Raw genomic sequence first — 19183 nt, 5'->3', positions numbered from 1 at the left:
CTCTCCCATAGAGCCCTCTCCCAATAGGAGTCAGGGCGTCTTGGTACTGCTCCCCCTTCAGTACGTACCCTCGGACGCTCGGGAAGCAGCGGATTTTAATCCAGTTAGGAGACGAGGCGCCGCCCAAGCGCGTCCGCCTAGCCAAGGCCCTCCGAAGGGGAGGTTCCAGGAGGGGCAAAGCCCCTCTTGGGCTATAAAGCGGGTCGCCTCCAGCTGTACAGGGTCGACCCCGCCAGCCCCAACGGGCCGCCCCACCCCCCACCCCCTACCACCACTCCTGCGGCCCCGACGGCACCGGAATCGCCGTCCGATTCGCCGCCTCGGGATTATCGGCGGCATCGCTCCCCAGCGGAATGCGGGAGAAATTCTCCGCCATCGGCGGCGGCGCGAATTTCGCCTGGAGGGTGACGCCGTCGGCGTCGAGGAATGGGGCGCGCCACGCGAGGTACTCCCCGAGGATCGCGTCGTACTCGGCGCGGTCGTTCAGCCGCACCACCCGCTTGTTGAAGAAGGCGCTCGGGCCGAAGCGTTTCGTGTACCACGGGGCGACCTTGCGGAAGAGGCGGCAGCCGTGGGCCTCGCCGAAGACCTCGACCATGAGGTCGAGGTGGCGCGTCATCACCCGGACCCGCTCCCCGAACGAGGCCTCGGGCGGGATCGTCCCCGTCGCCAGGTAGGCGCGGATGCGGGAGAAGAGCCACGGATCGTAGAACGCGCCGCGCCCGATCGAGACGCCCGCGCATCCCGTCTCCTCGAGCATCGCCCGCGCGGCCTGGGGCGTCGTCACGTCGCCGTTCCCGATCACCGGGATCGACTTCACCGCCTCGACGACGGCGCGGATGCCGGGGAGGTTCACCGTCCCGTCGAAGCCCTGCGCCCGGGTCCGCCCGTGGATCATGATCGCGGCGGCCCCGGCCTCCTCCAGCGCCCGGGCCAGCTCGGGCGCGGTGAGGTTCGCGTCGTCCCAGCCGAGGCGCATCTTGCAGGTCACCGGGACGCCGACGGCCTTCACCATCCCGGCGACGAGGGCGGCGGTGCGGGCCGTCTCGGTCATCATCGCGGAGCCGCCGCCGACCTTGCAGACCTTGCGGACGGGGCATCCCATGTTGATGTCGATGAGGGCCGCCCCCTGCTGCTCGACGAACTTCGCCGCCTCGACCATCTCCTCCGGGACCGAGCCGAAGAGCTGGACCGAGAGGGGCCGGTCCTCGGGGCGGCTGGCGATGAGCTGCAGGGCCTTCGGGTTCCGCTCGACGAGGGAGCGGGCGTTGACGAGGTCGGTGACACAGAGGCCGACCCCGCCGAAGCCGCCGAATTTCTCCCGCCCCAGTTCGCGGATGACGAGGCGGAAGGGCAGGTTCGTATACCCCGCCAGCGGCGCGAGGATCAGGTTCCCGTCGAGCCGGACGGAGCCAATCTGGAGATCGGCGCCGAGGGTCGTCATAGGCAGGGTTACTTCGCCTCCGCGACGGCCTGCGCGGAGACCTTCGCCTGGAAGCGCTCGATCCGCAGGGCGCGGCCCGTCTCTTCGTCGATCTCGACGAAGAGGCCGTCGGCCTGGAGGCCCTGGGTGGCGAGGGGGAACTTGCTCGGCATGAGGGTGACGAATTTCTGGATGACCGGCGCGACCTCGCGGCCGATGACGCCGTCGTGCGCGCCGGTGAACCCGGCGTCGGTCAGGTAGGCGGTGCCGCCGGGGAGGATCGTCTCGTCGGCGGTCTGGACGTGGGTGTGGGTGCCGACGACGACGCTCGCCTGGCCGTCGATGTGGCGGCCGAAGGCGATCTTCTCCGAGGTCGCCTCGGCGTGGAAGTCGACGAGGATGCACGGCGTCTCGCGGCGGAGGCCCTCGAGGAGCGGCTTGATCATGAGGAACGGATTGTCGACGTCGGGCCCCATGAAGGTGCGGCCCAGCGCGTTGATGACGGCGAGCTTCTTGCCGTTCCCCTGGACGATGACCCAGCCCTGGCCGGGCGTCCCGGGCGGGTAGTTCATCGGGCGGATGAGCCGGGGCTCCTGCGCGAAGAAGCCGAAGATTTCCTTCTGGTCCCACGTGTGGTCGCCGAGGGTGACGGCGTCGGCCCCGGCCCGCATGAGGTCGTAGGCGAGGCGCGGGGTGATGCCGTGGCCGCCGGCGGCGTTCTCCCCGTTCACGACGACGATGTCGGGCGCGTACTGCTCCTTGAGGCGGGGGATGGCGACGCGGAGGGCGTCGCGGCCCGGCTCGCCGACCACATCGCCTAGGAAGATGACTTTCATGGGAGGCGGCTATTCTTCCCGCCTTTGCCGCCGGAGGGCGAGAAAGAAATCGGCGCGGAGCGACGCACCCTATGCCTCGCGGGGCTGGCAGTACTGGAGGTACTCCGAGACGGCGTGGTGTCCCTGCCGCCGCGCGTAGACCTCCGCCGGGACCTGCCAGAGCCCGGCGCAGCGCGTCACGTCGGCCCCGTGCGCGACCAGGAGCTTCACGATGGAAAAATGGCCGTGGAAGGCGGCGGCGCTCAGCGGCGTGGGAAAGGTGTTCTTCGCGTCCTGGACATCGGGATCGGCCCCGGCGTCGAGAAGGATGCGGGCGGCTTCCAGGTTCCCGCGATGGGCGGCGTGGGTGAGGGCCGAGAAGCCCTCTTCGTCCGTGTCGTCGAGGCCCTCCCCCGACGCGGCGAGTGTCTTCAAGGCGTCCCAATCCTTCCCGAGAACGGCGGCGATCAAGGGATGCATGACGACGTTATTCTTCCCGTCTTTGCTTCTTCAGGTCGAGCCAGTAATCGAGCCGCTCCTTCACGATCTTTTCGTATCCGCGTCCCGTCGGCGTGTAGAAGGTGCCGGGGGCGACGCCGAACTCGGTCCCGGAGATCGCCCCCTCGTAATCGTGGCTGTACTGGTAGCCCTTGCCGTGGCCGAGGGCCTCGGCCCCCTTGTAATGGGCGTCGCGGAGGGCCTTCGGGATCGCGACGGTGCTCTCGGTCTTCACCGCCTCCATCGCGGCGTTGAGGGCCATGTAGGCGGCGTTGCTCTTCGGCGCGGTGGCGAGGTAGACCGTCGCCTCGGCGAGGGGGATGCGGCCCTCGGGCATGCCGAGCGACTCGAAGGCCTGCTGCGCCGCGACGGCGACCGAGATCGCGCGCGGGTCGGCCATCCCGATGTCCTCGGCGGAAAGGATGACGAGCCGCCGCGCGATGAAGCGGGGGTCCTCCCCGGCGACGAGCATCTTCGCGAGCCAATAGATCGCGCTGTCGGGGTCGCTGCCGCGGACCGACTTGATGAAGGCGGAGATCGTGTCGTAGTGGCCGTCCTCGTCCTTGTCGTAGACGGGGACCTTCCGCTGGACGCAGGCCTCGATCGCGGCGAGGTCGACGACGATGCGGCCCGCCTTCTCCCCCGTCTTGAGCGGCGGCGTGCTGAGGGCGGCGAGTTCGAGGGCGTTCAGCAGCCGCCGCGCGTCGCCCTCGGAGACGTGGATCAGGTGGGCGCGGGCGGCGGGATCGAGGTCGATGGGGAGGGTGCCGAGGCCCCGCTCCTTGTCGGTCAGGGCGCGGTCGATCAGGACGGAGAGGGTCTCCTCCGGGAGCGGCTCCAGCGCGAAGACCTGGGAGCGGGAGACGAGCGGCCCGTTCACGTAGAAGGAAGGATTGTGGGTCGTCGCCCCGATGAGGCAGACCGCGCCGCTCTCGACGTCGGGGAGGAGGACGTCCTGCTGCGATTTGTTGAAGCGGTGGATCTCGTCGATGAAGAGGAGGGTCCGCGTCCCGCCCTGCCGGAAGCGGAGATCGGCGGCGGCGAGGGCCTGCCGCAACGTCGCGACGGTCGCCTCGACGGCGTTCAACCGCTCGAAGCGGCTTTGCGTCGACGCCGCGATGGCCTCCGCGAGGGAGGTCTTCCCGACGCCGGGCGGGCCGAAGAGGAGGATCGAGGTGAGGCGATCGGCCTCGATCAGGCGGCGGAGCGGCTTGCCGGGACCGAGGAGATGTTCCTGCCCGTGGACCTCGTCGAGCGTCCGGGGCCGGAGCCGCGCCGCGAGGGGAGCCCGGGGATTCGCCCGCCGCTCGTCCGCCGCCTTCTGGCTGCGCGCCGAGGAGGAAGAGGGGGAATCGGGAACGGAGAAGAGATCCACGCGGGAAAACTACCGCCTCGAGATAAGCGGTGCAAGCGGCGGAACCATTCAGGAACCGGCGTCGGGCTTGCGGGCCGGGGGAAGAACAAGGGGGCGCCGAAGATGAGGCCCCTCGTCCCCGCCTCTCCAGAACGCCTCGCATTCAGGGAAAAGCCGCTCAATCCGGCGAACGACCGCGGGGTAACCGCGGGGCCCGAAAAGGACGAAAAGTTTCCGGGGTCGGAACCAGCCGAAAGAATACCGTGACGGAACCAAGGCGGCCTGCCGTGTGCCTTCTTGCAGACGGATGGAGAACTTCGCCCTTCCGTATTTGTCGAATTGGAGCCGCAGGAGATCAGTCCGTCCGCCGTCTTCCCGGACGAAGTAATAAAGCAACGGGTTCCGGTCGGGCCGCTCTTCCCCGGTGAGCCGGTGGAATCCCCGGGCGGCCAGGAACGGATCGAGACGGAGTTGGATTTCCTTCAGAAGTTTTTGTTTCGGCGTCGCCTTCTTGCGCGCCCCATAATTCACCCCGGCGTCGATGATAACCGCGAGGAGCAGGAGGCCGAACGCGGCCTGGACATGAGGGATCTGCAGCAGGAGATAGCCTAGGCCCCGGATTGCGGCACCGAACAAGATCACGATCAGCAAAAGGAAGAGTATCCAGCATCCCCGCCAGAGCCCCGGCGGGACCCGGAAGAAAAGAAACCCATCCGAGACGAACTTCGGCAAGCGAGGAGGGGGACTCTGGGGATGATCCATGGAGGCGGATTAGGACTGGAAGAACGTCGGAATCGAACCCTCTTCCCGGAGGCGGAAGCCGCGCTCGATTTCCTCGGCCGTGATCCGTTCCAGGTCGAGGTCGTCGGGGAGGGCCTCGCGGCGGAAGTAGCGGGCGTCGAGGACTTCGGGACCGGCGGCGACGGGCGTGTCGTCGAGGGGGTGGCAGAGGAAGTAGAGCTTGTAGACCGACCAGGCGATCGGCAGGTGGCCCGCCCGGTCCCGGTCGAGGACCGCCGAGAGCTGCTCCACCTCGATCTCGATGCCCGCCTCCTCGCGGCATTCCTTGCGGGCGTTCTCCGCCGGGGTCAGGTTCACGTCGGCCCAGCCGCCGGGGGCCGACCAGCGGCCCGTCGCCCTCTCGCGGACGAGGAGGATTTCCCCGCCCCGGATCACCAGGGCGCGGACGTCGACCTTCGGCGTCGGATACCCCTCCCCGGAAGGCCAGGCGAAGTCGGCCTTGCCCGGGAGCGCCTGCACCAGTTCCGAGGCGAGGCCGCGCAATTGCTCGAACCGTTCCCGGTCATGGAAATCGCGGCTGTAGGCGAGCCCCGCCTGGGAGATCGCGGCCAGTTCGCGGGAGATTTCAAGAAGGGTACGCGCCATGGCCTGCCATCCAAGCAGAACGGAGGAGGAAAAAAGGCAAAAAAAAGAGGCGCCCCGACCGGGGCGCCCTCTTTTTTTCAACAAAGGAGAAGAAACAAACGCTGCTGCTAACAAAGGGATAGATACCGCAACCGCCGTTTCGTTCAAAAAAAGGTACGGTCTTCTGAATCTTTTTCGTAATAGGGCCTTTTCTAGGGTATTTGCCCTATATTTCTGTCCTCTTCCTCCGCACTAGGACGCGTAGTTCCTCCCAAGCGCTGCGGGGAACTAGCGGACGGTGGCCATATCACGAGGTGCCGCCTGAAGAGAAACAGTTTTTCCAGTTCAGGCCTATCAGAGGGGGAGGTGCAGGAGGGGCGCAGCCCCTCTTGCATCTTTAAAAACGCGCGGGTGGCCTCCAGCTGTACAGGGTCTCTGCCCGGTCCCGAAGGAGCACCCCCCGCCAACCCGCGCCCCCTCCCGAAGAGAGATCCATCCTAAGGACGGCTAGGAAGAACCATCTCCCCCGACCCGGGCCCCGAAGCACCCTCCTGAAGCAGCGCCGGACCCGGAGGAAGGAAATCGAGAAAAACCCGATTCCTCGCCGCCCTCCCCTGCCACAACCGCCAATCCTTCCGCCCCGCCTCGGTATCGAACCGCGCCCGGGCCTGCTCCAGCGCGCGCCGCGCCTGGTCGGCGGCTGCCGGGTGGGCGCGGGCGCTTTCAGCCACGCGGCGGAGCGGTTCCCATCCGCCCGAACCGACGTTGGCGAGGTAGCCGACGTCGAGGGGGGCGGACGCTCCCGGATCGGCCTCCCACCGGGCGACGTTGTACCGGGCGGCGATCCCGCCGAAGTCGAGGAACTGGACGCCGTAGAAAAGGACGAAGGCCGCCGTGGCGCACCCGCCGAGGAGCCACGCCGCCGATTTCTCCCGGGCGATCTTCACCGTCAGGAGGGCGAATCCCGCCGCGACGAGGAGGAGGAAGGCGAGGAGGCTGAGCCGCGTGTCGGTCAGCCCGTAGGCGTCGGTGTAGAGCTTCAGCCGGAGAACGACGCTCGCCAGGAGGAAGAGATTCTGCGCGATCCAGCCGTAGGCGAGGAGCCGGACGGCCCTCCCCGCCGTCCGCGCCGGGGCGCGGTTGAAGAGGAGGGCGAGGACGACGCCGGTGAGGAGCGTGGTGCAGATGAGGAGGCCGGTCCCGGCATGGACGAACTGCGCCGCGTTCACCCCTTCCGGGATCGCCTGCCGGAGCCAGAGGTAGCGGAGGTCGATCGCGTTCGCGGCGAGGAAGAGGGCGTTCAGCGTGCCGAGGATGGCGAGCGCGCGGAGGTCGCTCGTCCGCGCCGCCGCCGGGGACGGGGCGTCGGCGAAGCGGTGGAGCCGCGTCGTCCAGCCCCAGCCGAAATAGCACGAGCCCCGCCGCCGCGCCGGAGCGAGGAGGGGGAGGACGACGATCCCCGCGGCGAACCAGCCGAAGAGCCGGGCCGCCGAGAGGTCGAAGCCCGTCACCCATTTCCAAAGCGCGCCGAAGCCATGGCCGAACCACCATCCCAGCACCGCATTCCCCGTCCCCAGGAAGAAGGCGAAGAGCAGGGCGAGCGCCGCCGCCGGAAGGAAGACCGAGGCGAGGCGGAAGAAGCGGCGGCGGAGGCCCGGCTTCCCCTCCCCGGCGGCGGCGCGGGAGGCGAAGCAGGCATGGAGAAAATCGCCCCCGACGATCACGGGCCGCAGCGGCGCGCCGACGTAGGCTGCGGTCTGCGCCAGCACCTGCTGCCAGAAATAGCCCGGCCCGGCGAAGAACGTCGCCCCGGCGAGCCCGAAGAGGAGGACGGCGAGGACGCAAAAATTCGTGAACGAGCAATCGAAGACCGCCGCCCCCACCGCTCCCGCGAAGAGCGGGGGGAGCCAAAGCGGCATCGCCCGCCGGTTTTCCGCAGGCCGCACCCAGAGGATCAACCCGGCCAGCACGGCAAAGAAGCAGCCGAAGCCGGTCCCCGGCACGAGCAAGGGCTCCCCCAACGAACCCGTAACCAGAAAATCGGAGGCCGCGACCGCCATCACCAGCGCGGCCACCACCCGGCCCGAGCGCAGGGTTGAATACGAGGAGGCGGGAGCCGAGGAAGCCGGTGTCACGGCAGGCATCCCGGTGGGAGCGGAGGCGGTGGGAGTCAGGATATTCATGCGCGGTTTTTCAGGTTAACTTTGTGTGGCAAAGTGTGTGGAGACGAAGAAGAAGCGCGGGTCAGAGGCCCCGCGTCTGCCGGATGATTTGTTCGAGCAGATCGATGTATTCCTTGAAGTGGGTGCGGCCCTTTTCGGTGAGGGCGTACCGCGTGAGGGGGCGGTCGGTCACCTCCTTCGTGATCGCCACGTATCCGGCCTGGTGGAGGGTACGGAGATGGGTCACGAGGTTGCCGTCGCTCATCTTCAGCTCGGCCTTGAGGTCGGCGAAGGGCCAATCGGACCGCGCGGGCGCGGCGAGGAGCGAAAGGATCGCGAGACGGCTCTTCTCGTGGATCGTCTTGTCGAGGCGGTCAAAGTCCATGGGGCGGTTCCTCCTTCCCCGGCCCGTTCTTCCGCTCCAGCAGAGGGACGATCAGCGCGTAGCCGAGGTGGTAGCCGCCGAAGGTGAGGGCCATGAGGGCGGAGGGATGGACCGGCAGGTGGGCGCGGAGCCAGGAATCGGGAGCATAAACCGTCAGGGAGCCGACGATCAGCAGCCAGAGCAGCGGCGTCAGCAGGAACAGCCCGCCGAGCACGACGATGGAACGCGGCGCGAAATGCTGCGTGGCGAGGAGGCCGAGGCCGTAGAATAAAATCCAGATCAGCGCGAGCAGGAACGGCACCGCCGCCGCCGCCGCGCGCCCCAGGGGGAAGAACCCCAGGGCGAGGGTGAAGAATCCGGCACAGAAAAAGGAGGGGAAGAGGCTCCGGCCCGCCGTCCAGTATCCGGGCGAAAACGTCGCCCGTCCGGTCTGCCGCGCCTCGCGGGTGAGGAAGAAGAGATTCCCCGCGACGGTGAGCGCGAGGACGACGATCCAAAGGCCGAGGAACGTGTGGCGCCCCTGCGGGTTTTCCAAATCCCAACCCCGCGAGACCAGCCAGGCCCCGACACTCAGAAACCCGCCCCACGCCGCGCCGGGAACCGAAACCGTCCGGTAAAGGGTCGAGCGTTCCATGAGGGAACGGATGAGATTCAGGTTCTCCTCGGCAGTCCGTGAGTCAGTCATGATGTTGGTACTTTGTATCACAAAGTTGGTGGGGGGCAAGGGGATTTTTTTTGGGGGGGGGCTTAGGAGATGCACGGTGGGGGGCGCTAGGGGGTGGGGCGGCCCTTCGGGACCTGCGCGGTCAACCCTGTACAGCTGGAGGTAACCCGCTTTAACGCCACAGAGGGGCTTCGCCCCTCCGTGACCTCCTGTTCTGAGGGCCTCAACTAGGCGGACGCGTTTCCCCCTGCGCCTCGTCTCCGAACTGGATTAAAATCGGATGGTTCCAGTACGCCCGAGGGTACGTACTGAAGGGGGAGCGGTACCCATACGCCCTGACTCCTATCGGGAGAGAAGCGTATGGGAGAGGGGCGTTTGGAAGATCGGCGCTTGGGATACCACGGTGTTCTTACTGCTATGATCCCCCTCTCCTATTGACTTGCCTCTTGCCCCCTTCCGGCGTTATCCCTCGAAGATGGCCTCTCTCACTGCCCCTTTTCCCATCTGGACGACGGTTCCCGGCTCTCTGGGTTCCGGTGATCTTCATGAACCGAAGCTGACTCCCTTCCCGGCTTGGGGGGGAAAACGGGCTGATGGGGCGGCCCATCCGGCGTTCCTCGTTCTCCCGGGGGGCGGCTACGGCACTCACGCGGGGCATGAGGGGCAGGGTTATGCGGAGTGGTTCGCCCGGAACGGGATCTCGGCCTTCGTCCTCAATTACCGCCTCGGCTCGACGGGGTATCGCCATCCGGCGATGCTCGACGACGCGGCCCGGGCGCTCCGCACGCTCCGCGCGAACGCCGCCGCCCTCGGCATCGATCCCGGCAAGATCGGCGTGATCGGCTCCTCGGCGGGCGGCCACCTCGCCTCGACCCTCCTCACGAAATGGACCGCCGGGGACGCGACGGCCGCCGATCCGGTCGAGCGGGTCTCCTCCCGTCCCGATGTCGGCATCCTCTGCTACCCGGTCATCTCCTTCGTCGAATCGTTCACCCACGTCGGCTCCCGGACGAACCTCCTCGGCCCCGATGCGCCCGAATCGCTCTGGCGCGAGCTGAGCGCGGAAAAGCAGGTCACCCCCCGGACCCCGCCGACCTTCCTCTGGCACACGGTCGAGGACGCCCCCGTCCCGGTCGAGAACAGCATCGCCTTCGCTTCGGCCCTCCGGGCGCAGGGAGTCCCCTTCGCGCTCCACGTCTATGAAAAGGGCGCACACGGGCTCGGGCTGGCGAACCACGCCTGGGCCCCGCAGGCGCTCCGCTGGCTCGCGACGCGGTGGCCGCTCTTCCCCTGGCTCGACGGCTAAAGGCTGTTCTGCAGGGAACGGCACGGGGTGGCCTTGCCTCGCCTCCCGCTTTCGGATAAGCTGACCGGCTTTCCCCGAAGCCCATGATCTATCCCACCCATTACGACGTCGCGGTTGTCGGCGCCGGCCACGGGGGGGTCGAGGCGGCGCTGGCGGCGGCCCGGATGGGGTGCCGGACGCTCCTCCTGACGATGAACCTCGACACCGTCGGGCAGATGTCGTGCAACCCGGCGATCGGCGGCCTCGCGAAGGGCCACCTCGTCCGGGAGATCGACGCCCTCGGCGGGGAGATGGGGCTCAATGCCGACGCGACGGGAATCCAGTTCCGGATGCTTAACGCAGGTAAAGGACCTTCGGTCCGCGCCCCCCGGACCCAGTGCGACAAGAAGGCCTACCAATTCCGGGCGAAGGCGACGATCGAGCATCAACCGAACCTCGACCTGAAGCAGGGCCACATCGCCGACCTCGTGGTCGAGAATGACCGGATCACCGGAATCGTGACCCAGCTTGGCGTGACTTATCGCGCCCGCACCGTCGTCGTCACCACCGGGACTTTCCTCCAGGGGCTCCTCCACGTCGGGTTGAAGAACCAGGCCGGGGGCCGGATGGGCGACGGGGCGAGCGGCTTCTCCGATGCCCTCCGCCGCCTCGGCTTCGAGTTGGGCCGCCTGAAGACCGGGACCCCTCCCCGCCTCAACGGCCCGTCGATCGACTTCTCGAAGATGGCCCCCCAGCACGGCGACGTCCCCGCACCTCTCTTCTCTTACCTCCCCGAATCGATCGAGAAGGGAAAGAACGACCTCTTCACCCTCAATTATTGGTCGAACGGAATGTTCCACGTGGAACAATTGCCGTGCTGGATCACCCACACGACCGAGCAGACCCACGAGATCATCCGGGCCAACCTCGACAAGTCGCCGATGTATTGCGGGGTGATCGAGGGGGTCGGCCCCCGCTACTGCCCCTCGATCGAGGACAAGGTCGTCCGCTTCGCCGACAAGGACCGGCACCAGATCTTCCTCGAGCCGGAGGGGCTCCATACCGGGGAGTATTACATCAACGGCTGCTCGACCAGCCTCCCCTTCGAGGTCCAATACGCCTTCATCCGTTCGATCCCCGGGCTCGAGAACGCCGAGATCGTCCGGCCCGGCTACGCCGTCGAGTATGACTTCTGCCAGCCGACCCAGCTTCACTCCTCCTTCGAGACGAAGCGGGTCGAGGGGCTCTTCTTCGCCGGACAGCTGAACGGGACCTCGGGCTACGAGGAGGCGGCGGCCCAGGGCCTCTACGCCGGGATCAACGCCGCGCGGAAGGCCCAGGGGAAGCCGCCGATGCTCCTCGGACGGGACCAGGCCTATATCGGGGTCCTCGTCGACGACCTCGTCACGAAGGGGACGACCGAGCCCTACCGGATGTTCACCTCCCGGGCCGAGCACCGCCTCCTCCTCCGGCAGGACAACGCCGACCTCCGGCTGACCGAGATCGGGGCCGAGATCGGCCTCGCCTCCCCCCGCCGCGTCGAGAAGCTCCGCGAGAAGCGCGCCCGGATCGAGAGCGCCCGGGCCGAGCTCGCCGCGACGAAGCTCGACCGCGACGGCCTGAACCAGCCCCTCTCCGTCTGGCTGAAGCGGCCCGACTACGACTGGAGCCACCTCCCCGAGGCCTTCCGCTCGATCCCCGACGACGTCGCCGTCCAGATCGAGACCGAGATCAAGTATGCCGGGTATATCGACCGGGAGCGGCTCCAGATCGAGAAGGCCCGGGCGAGCGAGGAAAAGGAGATCCCGGCCTGGCTCGACTACGACGCGATCCAGGGGTTGAAGACCGAGGCCCGGGCGAAGCTGAAGGCGATCGCCCCCCGGACCTTCGGCCAGGCGGCCCGCATGAGTGGGATCAACCCAAGTGATATTGCTTTGCTCCTTGTCTGGACAAAGCGGGGGCCTACAGGTAAAGCTTGAACCCCCCTCATCGGGGTTATTGTTCCACGTGGAACAATAAGTCGGTCTCCCTTTTCCTTCCGATTTTCGCATGAAAACCAAAGTGATCTCCTGGATCAAGGGGAAGCTCCACCTCGTCGCCACCCAGAAGGGGAGCAAGCACGCCATCGCCCTCGGCATCGCCATCGGGTTTTTCTGGGGCTTCACCCCCCTCTTCGGGCTGAAGACCCTCTGCTCCTTCCTCACCGCCTGGGTCACCCGCGCGAACAAGATCGCCGCCCTCGTCGCCGTCACCCTCCACGATCTCTTCCTCCCGATCTATCCCCTCTTCCTCATGGCGGGATATCACCTCGGGAACTTCCTCCTCCACCGCCATAACGTCGCCCATCCGAAGCTGGTGAAGCAGGTCCGCCTCCCCGTCGTCGAGGCCCCCGAGGATTGGTGGGAAGACCTGGGCGTCACCCTCCATTACCTCTCCGAGGTCGGCCACAATTTCTATCATCACCTCATCATCCTCCTGAAGTCGCTCTATCCGATGCTCGTCGGCACCTCGATCCTTTCCCTCCCCCTCTGCGTCATCACCTACTTCGCCACCCTCCGCCTCCTGAACTGGTACGAGCGGCGGCAGCGTGAAAAGGCCCGTCTCCTCGCCGACGGGGGGGTCAGCTTCGACGTCACCGGGAAACACGGCCACGACGAATCCTGAGTCCTTCCCCCTTTTCACCCTCCCCACGGCCCACCGGCCCCCCCTCCCCATGCCCTTCCTCCAACTCCGCGGCGTCACCCTCAAATACGACGCCAACCCCCTCCTCAACGCCGCCGACTTCCAGATCGACGCGGGCGAGCGGGTCTGTCTCCTCGGCCGCAACGGCGCGGGGAAGACGAGCCTCATGCGCCTCCTCACCGGCGAGGAGACCCCGAACAGCGGCGAGGTGATCCGGCAGGCCGGGACGTGGACGACGCGCCTCGACCAGGAAGTCCCCGGCAATCTCTCCGGCTCCGTGATCGACATGATCCGCAGCGGCCTCCATCCCGACATCGAGACCCACGGCCACGAGGAACAGTGGGAGACCGACGTCCGCCTCGAAGACCTGATGACCGACATGGGCCTCATCACCTACACCGACGCCCCCTTCGGCTCCCTCTCCGGCGGTCTGAAGCGGCGCGTCCTCCTGGCGAAGGCCCTCGCCGGCCAGCCCGACCTCCTCCTCCTCGACGAGCCGACGAACCACCTCGACCTCGCCTCGATCCTCTGGCTCGAGGAATTCCTCCTGAAGGCGAAGCCGACCCTCTTCTTCGTCACCCACGACCGCTCCTTCCTCCGGAAGCTCGCCACCCGGATCGTCGAGCTCGACCGGGGCAAGATCTCGAGCTGGGCCTGCAATTACGACGAGTACCTCATCCGCAAGGCCGCGTGGCTCGAGGCCGAGGAAAAGCAGTGGGCCACCTTCGACAAGAAGCTGGCGCTGGAGGAGGCGTGGATCCGCCAGGGCGTGAAGGCCCGCCGCACCCGCAACGAGGGCCGCGTCCGTTCCCTCGAGGCGATGCGCGTCGAGCGGAGCCAGCGCCGCGAGCGCCAGGGAACCGCGAAGATCGAGGTCTCCACCGGCTCCCTCTCCGGCCAGAAGGTCATCGAGGCGAAGGATATCTCCTTCAGCTACCCGAACGGCAACGGCGAACCGATCGTCGCGAACCTCACCACCACCCTCTGGCGCGGCGACAAGATCGGCCTCATCGGGCCGAACGGCGGCGGCAAGACGACCCTGCTGAAGCTCCTCCTCGGGAAGCTCGCCCCCGACTCGGGCGAGGTGAAGCTCGGGACCAATCTCCAGATCGTCTACCTCGACCAGCTCCGCGACCAGATCGACGACGCGAAGACCGTCGCCCAGAACGTCGCCGGCGATGCCGAGACCGTCCAGTTCCAGGGCCGCGCGAAGCACATCCACAGCTACCTCTCCGACTTCCTCTTCCACCCCGACCGCATCCGGATGCCCGCGAAGCGGCTCTCCGGCGGCGAGCGGAACCGGCTCCTCCTGGCCCGGCTCTTCCTCCAGCCCGCGAACGTCCTCGTCATGGACGAGCCGACGAACGACCTCGACGCCGAGACGCTCGAACTCCTCGAGGAGCTCCTCGTCCAGTTCGAGGGGACGCTGATCCTCGTCTCCCACGACCGCGCCTTCCTCGACAACGTCGTCACCGGGACCCTCGTCCTCGAGGGCGGCGGCCGCGTCGGCGAGTACATCGGCGGCTATGCCGATTGGCTGAAGCAGAGCGCCGCCGAGAAAGAGGCGACCGCCAACCTCACCGTCACCTCGAAGGCGACTTCCAAGACCGCCGCCATTCCCGTTCCGAAGGGGAAGGAGGCGAAGATGCTGAACAAGGAGAAGCGCGAGCTCGAGGAACTCCCCGCCCAGCTCGAAGCCTACGAGGTCGAGCAGGCCGCCCTCGCCGCGAAACTCGCCGATCCCGCCCTTTACCAGCAGGACCCGACGGGCAAAGCCTTTTCCGCCGTCCAAGCCGAGTTGACCGCCCTCGAAGCCCGCATCGCGACCGCCTTTTCCCGTTGGGAAGAGCTCGAAGCCAAACGCGCGGCCTTGGAGGCCGTTTAGAGGCGTTTTGATCGGCGGCAAGGGGGCTATACCCTCTTTTTCGGTCCCGACCCCCTCCGGGGTGTGTCGGCATTCACACAAGATCCCATCCAAGCCGATATTAGTATCAATAATGGTGGACATTTATTTACTTTTTATAGTATTCTCTATCGCGAATGGAGACATTGGTAAACCGGACGACAGCCGACCGCTCCCATCCCGGATTCCCCCGTTGCCGCGGCCTCGTTCTCGCCCACGACCGCCAGGCCGCCCAATCCCACCTCGCCCGGATCGACACCGTCGCTTCCCACGAAGGCCGCTCCCACGAGTGGCATTGGGTCTCCCTCGCCTCCCTCCTCCCTTTATTGCAATCGACCGGCGGCCCCCTTCCCCGCCTCCTGGCGTTCGAGCCCGAAACCCCGGCTCCCGCGGAATCGGCTGACGCCCCCGATCATCCGATCCCGCCCGACCTCATCCTCTGCCTCGACGACGATACCCTCGGCCTCACCGGCCGCCTCGCCCTCCTGCGGCTGATCCGCGAATACCTCCCCGACGTCCCGCTCCTCCTCCTCGTCCGGAAGATCGAGGCCGAGGACGCCGTCGAGGCCCTCCGCGCCGGGGCGACCGATCTCCTCGCCCAGCGGGACTGGGCCGCCCTCCCCCTCCTCGTCGACCGCGCCCTCCGCCGCGCCTCGCAGCAGGCCCATGCGCGGGCCACCGTCCGCCTCTCCGGGCAGGCGCAGGAAACGCTGTGGCAGGCCCGCCTCGAGCGCGAGCGCGACGGCGAGCTCCGCCGCCTCCGCGCCTCGGAGGAAAAATACCGGTCCCTCTTCGACCACGCGCCGATCCCCCTCGCCGCCGTCCAAAGCGCGACCGGCACCCTCCTCCTTGTGAACCGCGCCCTCGTCGCCCTCCTCCATCCGGCGGCCGTCCCGCCCAATCCTTCTCCGGCGAATCCCGGCGGCGAGGCCCTTCCCGTTCCCTTCGTCGGCCGCCATCTCTCCGCCCTTTTTCCGCCCGAGGCGGAGGCCGAGGCCGACCGCCTCCTCCTCCGGCTCCGCGAGGAAGGCGGGATCGTCGAAGGCCGTTATTTTCTGCGGCAGGAAGCGGCTCATTTGGAGACATCCCCTTCATCCGCGCCGACCCCCGCCGACCATCGCCCGCCGCTCCCCGTCGATCTCCACGCCGCGCCGATCCCGTGGGGCCAGAGCGGCGCCGTCGTCCTCGCCTTCCGCAACGCCGCGCTGCGGGAGGAAACCGGCGCGGGCGCGGCCCTCGCCTACTTCGCCCTCGATCGCCTCGGTGAACGAAGCCGAGGCCGGGGCCAGACAATGGGCGTCACGGCAGGCGGCGAATGGGTGATGTGGACCGACGGCGAAGGCCATCTCCTCCATGCAAACCGGCCCTTCTGCGAGGCCCTCAGCCGCCCCCTCACCCTCCTGCGCGGACGCCACATCAGCGAGATCGCCCCCGCCCTCGGCCACGCCGCCTGGTCCCTCCACCGGACCGAGGCGCGGGACTACGGCACGTTTCAGATCGAGACCACCTTCCAGACCCGCGATGGAACCCTCCTCAGCGCCGAGGCGACCGCCCACGCCCTCTCCCTCGGAGGGCGGGAATATCATTGCTTCATCGGATGGGGAGCCCCGGGGGAGAGCCCGACCCCATGAAGGGATACGGACGGGGAAGGCGCAACGGGAAAAAGGGAACGAAGCCGACGCGCACGGAAGGGATGCCGCTGATCCTCTCCGCAGCGGAATGGGCGCGCAGGGAAAAGGAGGCGGAACGGGAGAAATTGCGGGAGAGACCGGTTTTGATCTGGCGGCCGGGGTAGGGACGCTTGGGGGATGAGGCGTATGGGAGATATACGCTGGGAGGCGCCACGGAGCGGGGCGGCCCTTCGGGACCTGCGCGGTCGACCCGGTACAGCTGGAGGTAACCCGCTTTATAGCCACAGAGGGGCTTCGCCCCTCCGTGACCTCCTGTTCTGAGGGCCTCAACTAGGCGGACGCGTTTCCCCCTGCGCCTTATCTCCTCACTGGATTAAAATCGGATGGTTCCGGTACGCCCGAGGGTACGTACTGTAGGGGGAGCAGTACCCATGCGGCCTGACTCCTATCGGCGAAGCCTCGGCGTCTCTCTTCCTCCAACACTCTGCGGGTAACCTTCCAACAACTTTCCAACATCTCCCCTCCTTCCTCCAATAACCCATTTTACCCTCCGATTTCCTCTTCCCTCTTCGCTATTCGCTTGAAAGTTTCTCACATCCTGTAAGATTCCTAATCCCATCGTTGTAAGCTCTTTGACTCTCCTTTCTCGTGTTATTCGCACCTAGAAGAAGATGAAGAAAACGAAACGAACTTTTTTCAAATAACAGAGCCGAGCCCGAGACCCATCCCCGAAATCGACCGATCCCAACACACCAAACCGAGTCACCCCCATCATGAAGTGCATCATCAGCAAGGAAGCCCTCCTTAACGGTCTCCAGGCCGTCCAGAACGTCGTCACCAACCGGACGACCCTCCCCATCCTCTCCAACGCCTTGCTGAAGGTCGAGAACGGCAAGCTGACCGTCTCCGCCACCGACCTCGACGTCGGCATCCGCGCCGTCGTCGACGCCACCGTCGAGAAAGCCGGCGGCACCACCCTCCCCGCCCGCCGCCTCTTCTCCATCGCCAAGGAACTCCCCGCCTCCGAGATCACCATCGAGGTCGACTCCAAGCAGAACGCCCTCATCCGTTCCGGCGCCTCCTTCTTCCGCATCATGGGCCTCCCCGAGGAAGAATATCCCGCCTTCCCCAAGACCGACGGCGCCAAGGTCTTCAAGCTCACCCAGGGCACCTTCAAGGAGATGCTGAAGAAGACCTCCTACGCCATGTCCCAGGACGAGAGCCGCTACGTCCTCAACGGCGTCCTCCTCTCCTTCAAGGAAGGCAAGCTCACCGTCGTCGCCACCGACGGCCGCCGCCTCGCCCTCATCGAGCAGGAACTCGAATTCCCTCCCGGCAACGAAGGCGACGTCATCCTCCCCACCAAGGCCGTCAACGAGCTCCAGCGCGTCCTCGGCGGCGACGAGCCCCTGACCCTCTCCCTCTCCGAGAACCAGATCGTCTTCGACCTCGGCAACGTCGTCATCTTCTCCAAACTCATCGACGGCAAGTATCCCAACTACCGCCAGGTCATCCCCGCCGAGGCCAAGGACCGCATCGTCCTCGACCGCGACGTCCTCCTCAGCGCCGTCCATCGCGTCTCCCTCCTCGCCAACGACAAGTCGACCTCGATCAAGCTCGCCTTCTCGAAGAACAACCTCGAGATCAGCTCGAACACCCCCGACGTCGGCGAAGCAAAGGAAACCCTCTCCATCGCCTACACCGGCAAGGACTTCACCATCGCCTTCAACCCCTACTTCCTCATGGACCCGTTGAAGAACATCGAGAGCGACGAGATCTTCTTCGACTTCATCGACGAACTCAGCCCCGGCGTCATCAAGTACCAGAAGCCCTTCCTGTACGTGATCATGCCGATGCGGACGGCCTAGTCCTCCCGTCATCTTGTCAGAAAAAGCATAACTTGCGAAAAATCCGCAGGTTATGCTTCAAAACAGCATCGTGCGTTTTATACTTAAAGCGCAGAAGATTCTGAAGATCAGGAGTTAAGAGAAATTGCGGAAACCGATTTTTCGCTCGAACGGCTGTTTTTAAGCCTCCTAAAAATAGCTCAGCCATAAGGCGAGAGTTTTTGCCGAGAGGGTTATAAAAGACGCGGTGCCGTCTCCACGACTTTTGGAATGCGCCACGCGTAACGATTGCCAGACCGTCTCAGCAGTTCGGAGCACTCTTCCGGAAAATGGCGCAACAGCGTCGTCCGCGATCTCCCCAAGCGAAGCGAGGCCTCTCGAAGGGAGGGGCATCCTTCATCGATGAGTTGCTCAAGACATTGCCGAAGGAGTGGATCACTCTCGACCAAAAGCCGCTGCGCCTGCTTCCAAAGGCCTTTTCTCGGGCTTGCCGGAGTCCAGGTGTCCGGATCTCCTGTTAGAAGAGATGGAACGCTGACACGAAGGACAAACGAAACCCGGCACAAAAACTCCAAAGGCAACGTCTTGTTGCGGGAACGCAGCAAGGCAAAACGGTTGTCGGAAACTCCCAGCATTCGGGTGATTTCTCCCTGCGACCAAGTAGGCAGAGCATTCCGGATTCCTTCGCCGATGAGTGCCGGTGAATTCATTCGCATCGGTTTTTCTAGCGCGACTAAGCTTCCCACGGCTTTTGCCACGTGGGCGTCCCATTCGGAAAGATCCCGAGACTGCTTGGGAGAAAAAGCGATTCCTTGCCGACACTGGGGACAGATTTCGAGAGACGATCCCAGATTCAGCCGTGGTGGAGAGTGTCCGCAAAATGGGCAGTGCTCTTCCAAAGGAAGCTGGTGAACCGAACACATTTGCACAGGGCGCAGCGTCCACAGCAGCCTTTCATAAGGCTTCTCTCGCAGACATTCCGGACACCACGCTCGACGATGACGAAGCAGGCCCAAACGGGAGAGACAACCAAACCAACGTTCCAGCGATAACGAGGAAAGATCATAGATCCCCGTTGTCTGGGCGAGAGGTGGAAGGATTCTGCCTGGGACATTCAGCACATTGCACCGAACCCGCCATCGGCCACTCTTTCCTGCTGCGGCGTACCT

General features: G+C 66.0%; 15 protein-coding genes. 7 read left to right on the top strand and 8 right to left on the bottom strand.

The genetic code is table 11. The features are described 5' to 3' along the window. Positions 1–265 precede the first annotated feature (265 nt). The 4 genes from dusB to BLU04_RS04305 form a co-directional block, all read right to left on the bottom strand. Positions 266–1444: a tRNA dihydrouridine synthase DusB gene (gene dusB, locus BLU04_RS04320; protein ID WP_093282673.1), complete on the bottom strand. Its 1179-nt coding sequence runs from the start codon at positions 1442–1444 to the stop codon at positions 266–268. 8 nt (positions 1445–1452) lie between these two features. Next, positions 1453–2259 (bottom strand): TIGR00282 family metallophosphoesterase, encoded by an 807-nt coding sequence (locus BLU04_RS04315; protein WP_093282670.1) that lies wholly within the window; start codon positions 2257–2259, stop codon positions 1453–1455. Positions 2260–2328: 69 nt separating this feature from the next. Further along, on the bottom strand, positions 2329–2718 hold the full coding sequence (locus BLU04_RS04310) for an ankyrin repeat domain-containing protein (RefSeq protein WP_093282668.1): 390 nt from the start codon (positions 2716–2718) through the stop codon (positions 2329–2331). Positions 2719–2725: 7 nt separating this feature from the next. Then, positions 2726–4111 (bottom strand): replication-associated recombination protein A, encoded by a 1386-nt coding sequence (locus BLU04_RS04305; protein WP_093282665.1) that lies wholly within the window; start codon positions 4109–4111, stop codon positions 2726–2728. A 276-nt stretch (positions 4112–4387) separates the two neighbouring features. Between BLU04_RS04305 and BLU04_RS16295 the strand changes: the two genes are divergently transcribed. Beyond that, the gene (locus BLU04_RS16295) at positions 4388–4702 is read left to right on the top strand and encodes a hypothetical protein (protein WP_157895112.1); all 315 of its coding nucleotides are present in this window, start codon (positions 4388–4390) and stop codon (positions 4700–4702) included. 159 nt (positions 4703–4861) lie between these two features. On the opposite strand, the gene BLU04_RS04295 is transcribed toward BLU04_RS16295, so the two are convergent. From BLU04_RS04295 to BLU04_RS04280, 4 genes are all read right to left on the bottom strand, one after another. Continuing rightward, positions 4862–5476: an NUDIX hydrolase gene (locus BLU04_RS04295; protein ID WP_093282661.1), complete on the bottom strand. Its 615-nt coding sequence runs from the start codon at positions 5474–5476 to the stop codon at positions 4862–4864. 476 nt (positions 5477–5952) lie between these two features. Further along, positions 5953–7638, bottom strand: coding sequence for a DUF4173 domain-containing protein (locus BLU04_RS04290; RefSeq protein ID WP_093282659.1), 1686 nt, complete (start codon positions 7636–7638; stop codon positions 5953–5955). Between the two features lie 61 nt (positions 7639–7699). Continuing rightward, positions 7700–8002 carry a transcriptional regulator gene (locus BLU04_RS04285; protein ID WP_093282656.1) on the bottom strand — a complete coding sequence of 101 codons (303 nt, stop codon included), beginning with the start codon at positions 8000–8002 and terminating at the stop codon, positions 7700–7702. Further along, complete coding sequence (locus BLU04_RS04280) at positions 7992–8687, bottom strand: hypothetical protein (protein WP_093282654.1); 696 nt, start codon at positions 8685–8687, stop codon at positions 7992–7994. The genes BLU04_RS04285 and BLU04_RS04280 overlap by 11 nt, the downstream gene beginning before the upstream one ends. A gap of 454 nt (positions 8688–9141) precedes the next feature. Here BLU04_RS04280 and BLU04_RS04275 point away from each other — a divergent pair, with 454 nt between their 5' ends. From BLU04_RS04275 to dnaN, 6 genes are all read left to right on the top strand, one after another. Then, positions 9142–9972, top strand: coding sequence for an alpha/beta hydrolase (locus tag BLU04_RS04275; RefSeq protein WP_093288450.1), 831 nt, complete (start codon positions 9142–9144; stop codon positions 9970–9972). An 83-nt stretch (positions 9973–10055) separates the two neighbouring features. Beyond that, a complete protein-coding gene (mnmG, locus tag BLU04_RS04270; RefSeq protein ID WP_093282651.1) occupies positions 10056–11930 on the top strand; it encodes a tRNA uridine-5-carboxymethylaminomethyl(34) synthesis enzyme MnmG in 1875 nt (624 codons plus the stop codon). Between the two features lie 70 nt (positions 11931–12000). After that, the gene (locus BLU04_RS04265; RefSeq protein WP_093282649.1) at positions 12001–12615 is read left to right on the top strand and encodes a DUF2062 domain-containing protein; all 615 of its coding nucleotides are present in this window, start codon (positions 12001–12003) and stop codon (positions 12613–12615) included. Between the two features lie 49 nt (positions 12616–12664). Beyond that, positions 12665–14518, top strand: coding sequence for an ATP-binding cassette domain-containing protein (locus tag BLU04_RS04260; RefSeq protein ID WP_093282647.1), 1854 nt, complete (start codon positions 12665–12667; stop codon positions 14516–14518). 155 nt (positions 14519–14673) lie between these two features. Continuing rightward, on the top strand, positions 14674–16167 hold the full coding sequence (locus tag BLU04_RS16805; protein ID WP_093282645.1) for a PAS domain-containing protein: 1494 nt from the start codon (positions 14674–14676) through the stop codon (positions 16165–16167). 773 nt (positions 16168–16940) lie between these two features. Next, positions 16941–18035 (top strand): DNA polymerase III subunit beta, encoded by a 1095-nt coding sequence (gene dnaN / locus BLU04_RS04250; RefSeq protein WP_093282642.1) that lies wholly within the window; start codon positions 16941–16943, stop codon positions 18033–18035. Positions 18036–19183: the final 1148 nt, after the last annotated feature.

The organism is Verrucomicrobium sp. GAS474 (assembly GCF_900105685.1).
Taxonomy (GTDB): Bacteria; Verrucomicrobiota; Verrucomicrobiia; order Methylacidiphilales; family GAS474; genus GAS474.
The sequence above is the reverse complement of the archived record's forward strand: the minus strand, read 5'-3'. Positions and strand labels throughout refer to the sequence as shown.

Coding starts and splice junctions, on each gene's coding strand:
- dusB (WP_093282673.1), bottom strand. CDS start 1,444: ATGACGACCCTCGGCGCCGATCTCCAGATTGGCTCCGTCCGGCTCGAC.
- BLU04_RS04315 (WP_093282670.1), bottom strand. CDS start 2,259: ATGAAAGTCATCTTCCTAGGCGATGTGGTCGGCGAGCCGGGCCGCGAC.
- BLU04_RS04310 (WP_093282668.1), bottom strand. CDS start 2,718: ATGCATCCCTTGATCGCCGCCGTTCTCGGGAAGGATTGGGACGCCTTG.
- BLU04_RS04295 (WP_093282661.1), bottom strand. CDS start 5,476: ATGGCGCGTACCCTTCTTGAAATCTCCCGCGAACTGGCCGCGATCTCC.
- BLU04_RS04290 (WP_093282659.1), bottom strand. CDS start 7,638: ATGAATATCCTGACTCCCACCGCCTCCGCTCCCACCGGGATGCCTGCC.
- BLU04_RS04285 (WP_093282656.1), bottom strand. CDS start 8,002: ATGGACTTTGACCGCCTCGACAAGACGATCCACGAGAAGAGCCGTCTC.
- BLU04_RS04280 (WP_093282654.1), bottom strand. CDS start 8,687: ATGACTGACTCACGGACTGCCGAGGAGAACCTGAATCTCATCCGTTCC.
- BLU04_RS04275 (WP_093288450.1), top strand. CDS start 9,142: ATGGCCTCTCTCACTGCCCCTTTTCCCATCTGGACGACGGTTCCCGGC.
- mnmG (WP_093282651.1), top strand. CDS start 10,056: ATGATCTATCCCACCCATTACGACGTCGCGGTTGTCGGCGCCGGCCAC.
- BLU04_RS04265 (WP_093282649.1), top strand. CDS start 12,001: ATGAAAACCAAAGTGATCTCCTGGATCAAGGGGAAGCTCCACCTCGTC.
- BLU04_RS04260 (WP_093282647.1), top strand. CDS start 12,665: ATGCCCTTCCTCCAACTCCGCGGCGTCACCCTCAAATACGACGCCAAC.
- BLU04_RS16805 (WP_093282645.1), top strand. CDS start 14,674: ATGGAGACATTGGTAAACCGGACGACAGCCGACCGCTCCCATCCCGGA.
- dnaN (WP_093282642.1), top strand. CDS start 16,941: ATGAAGTGCATCATCAGCAAGGAAGCCCTCCTTAACGGTCTCCAGGCC.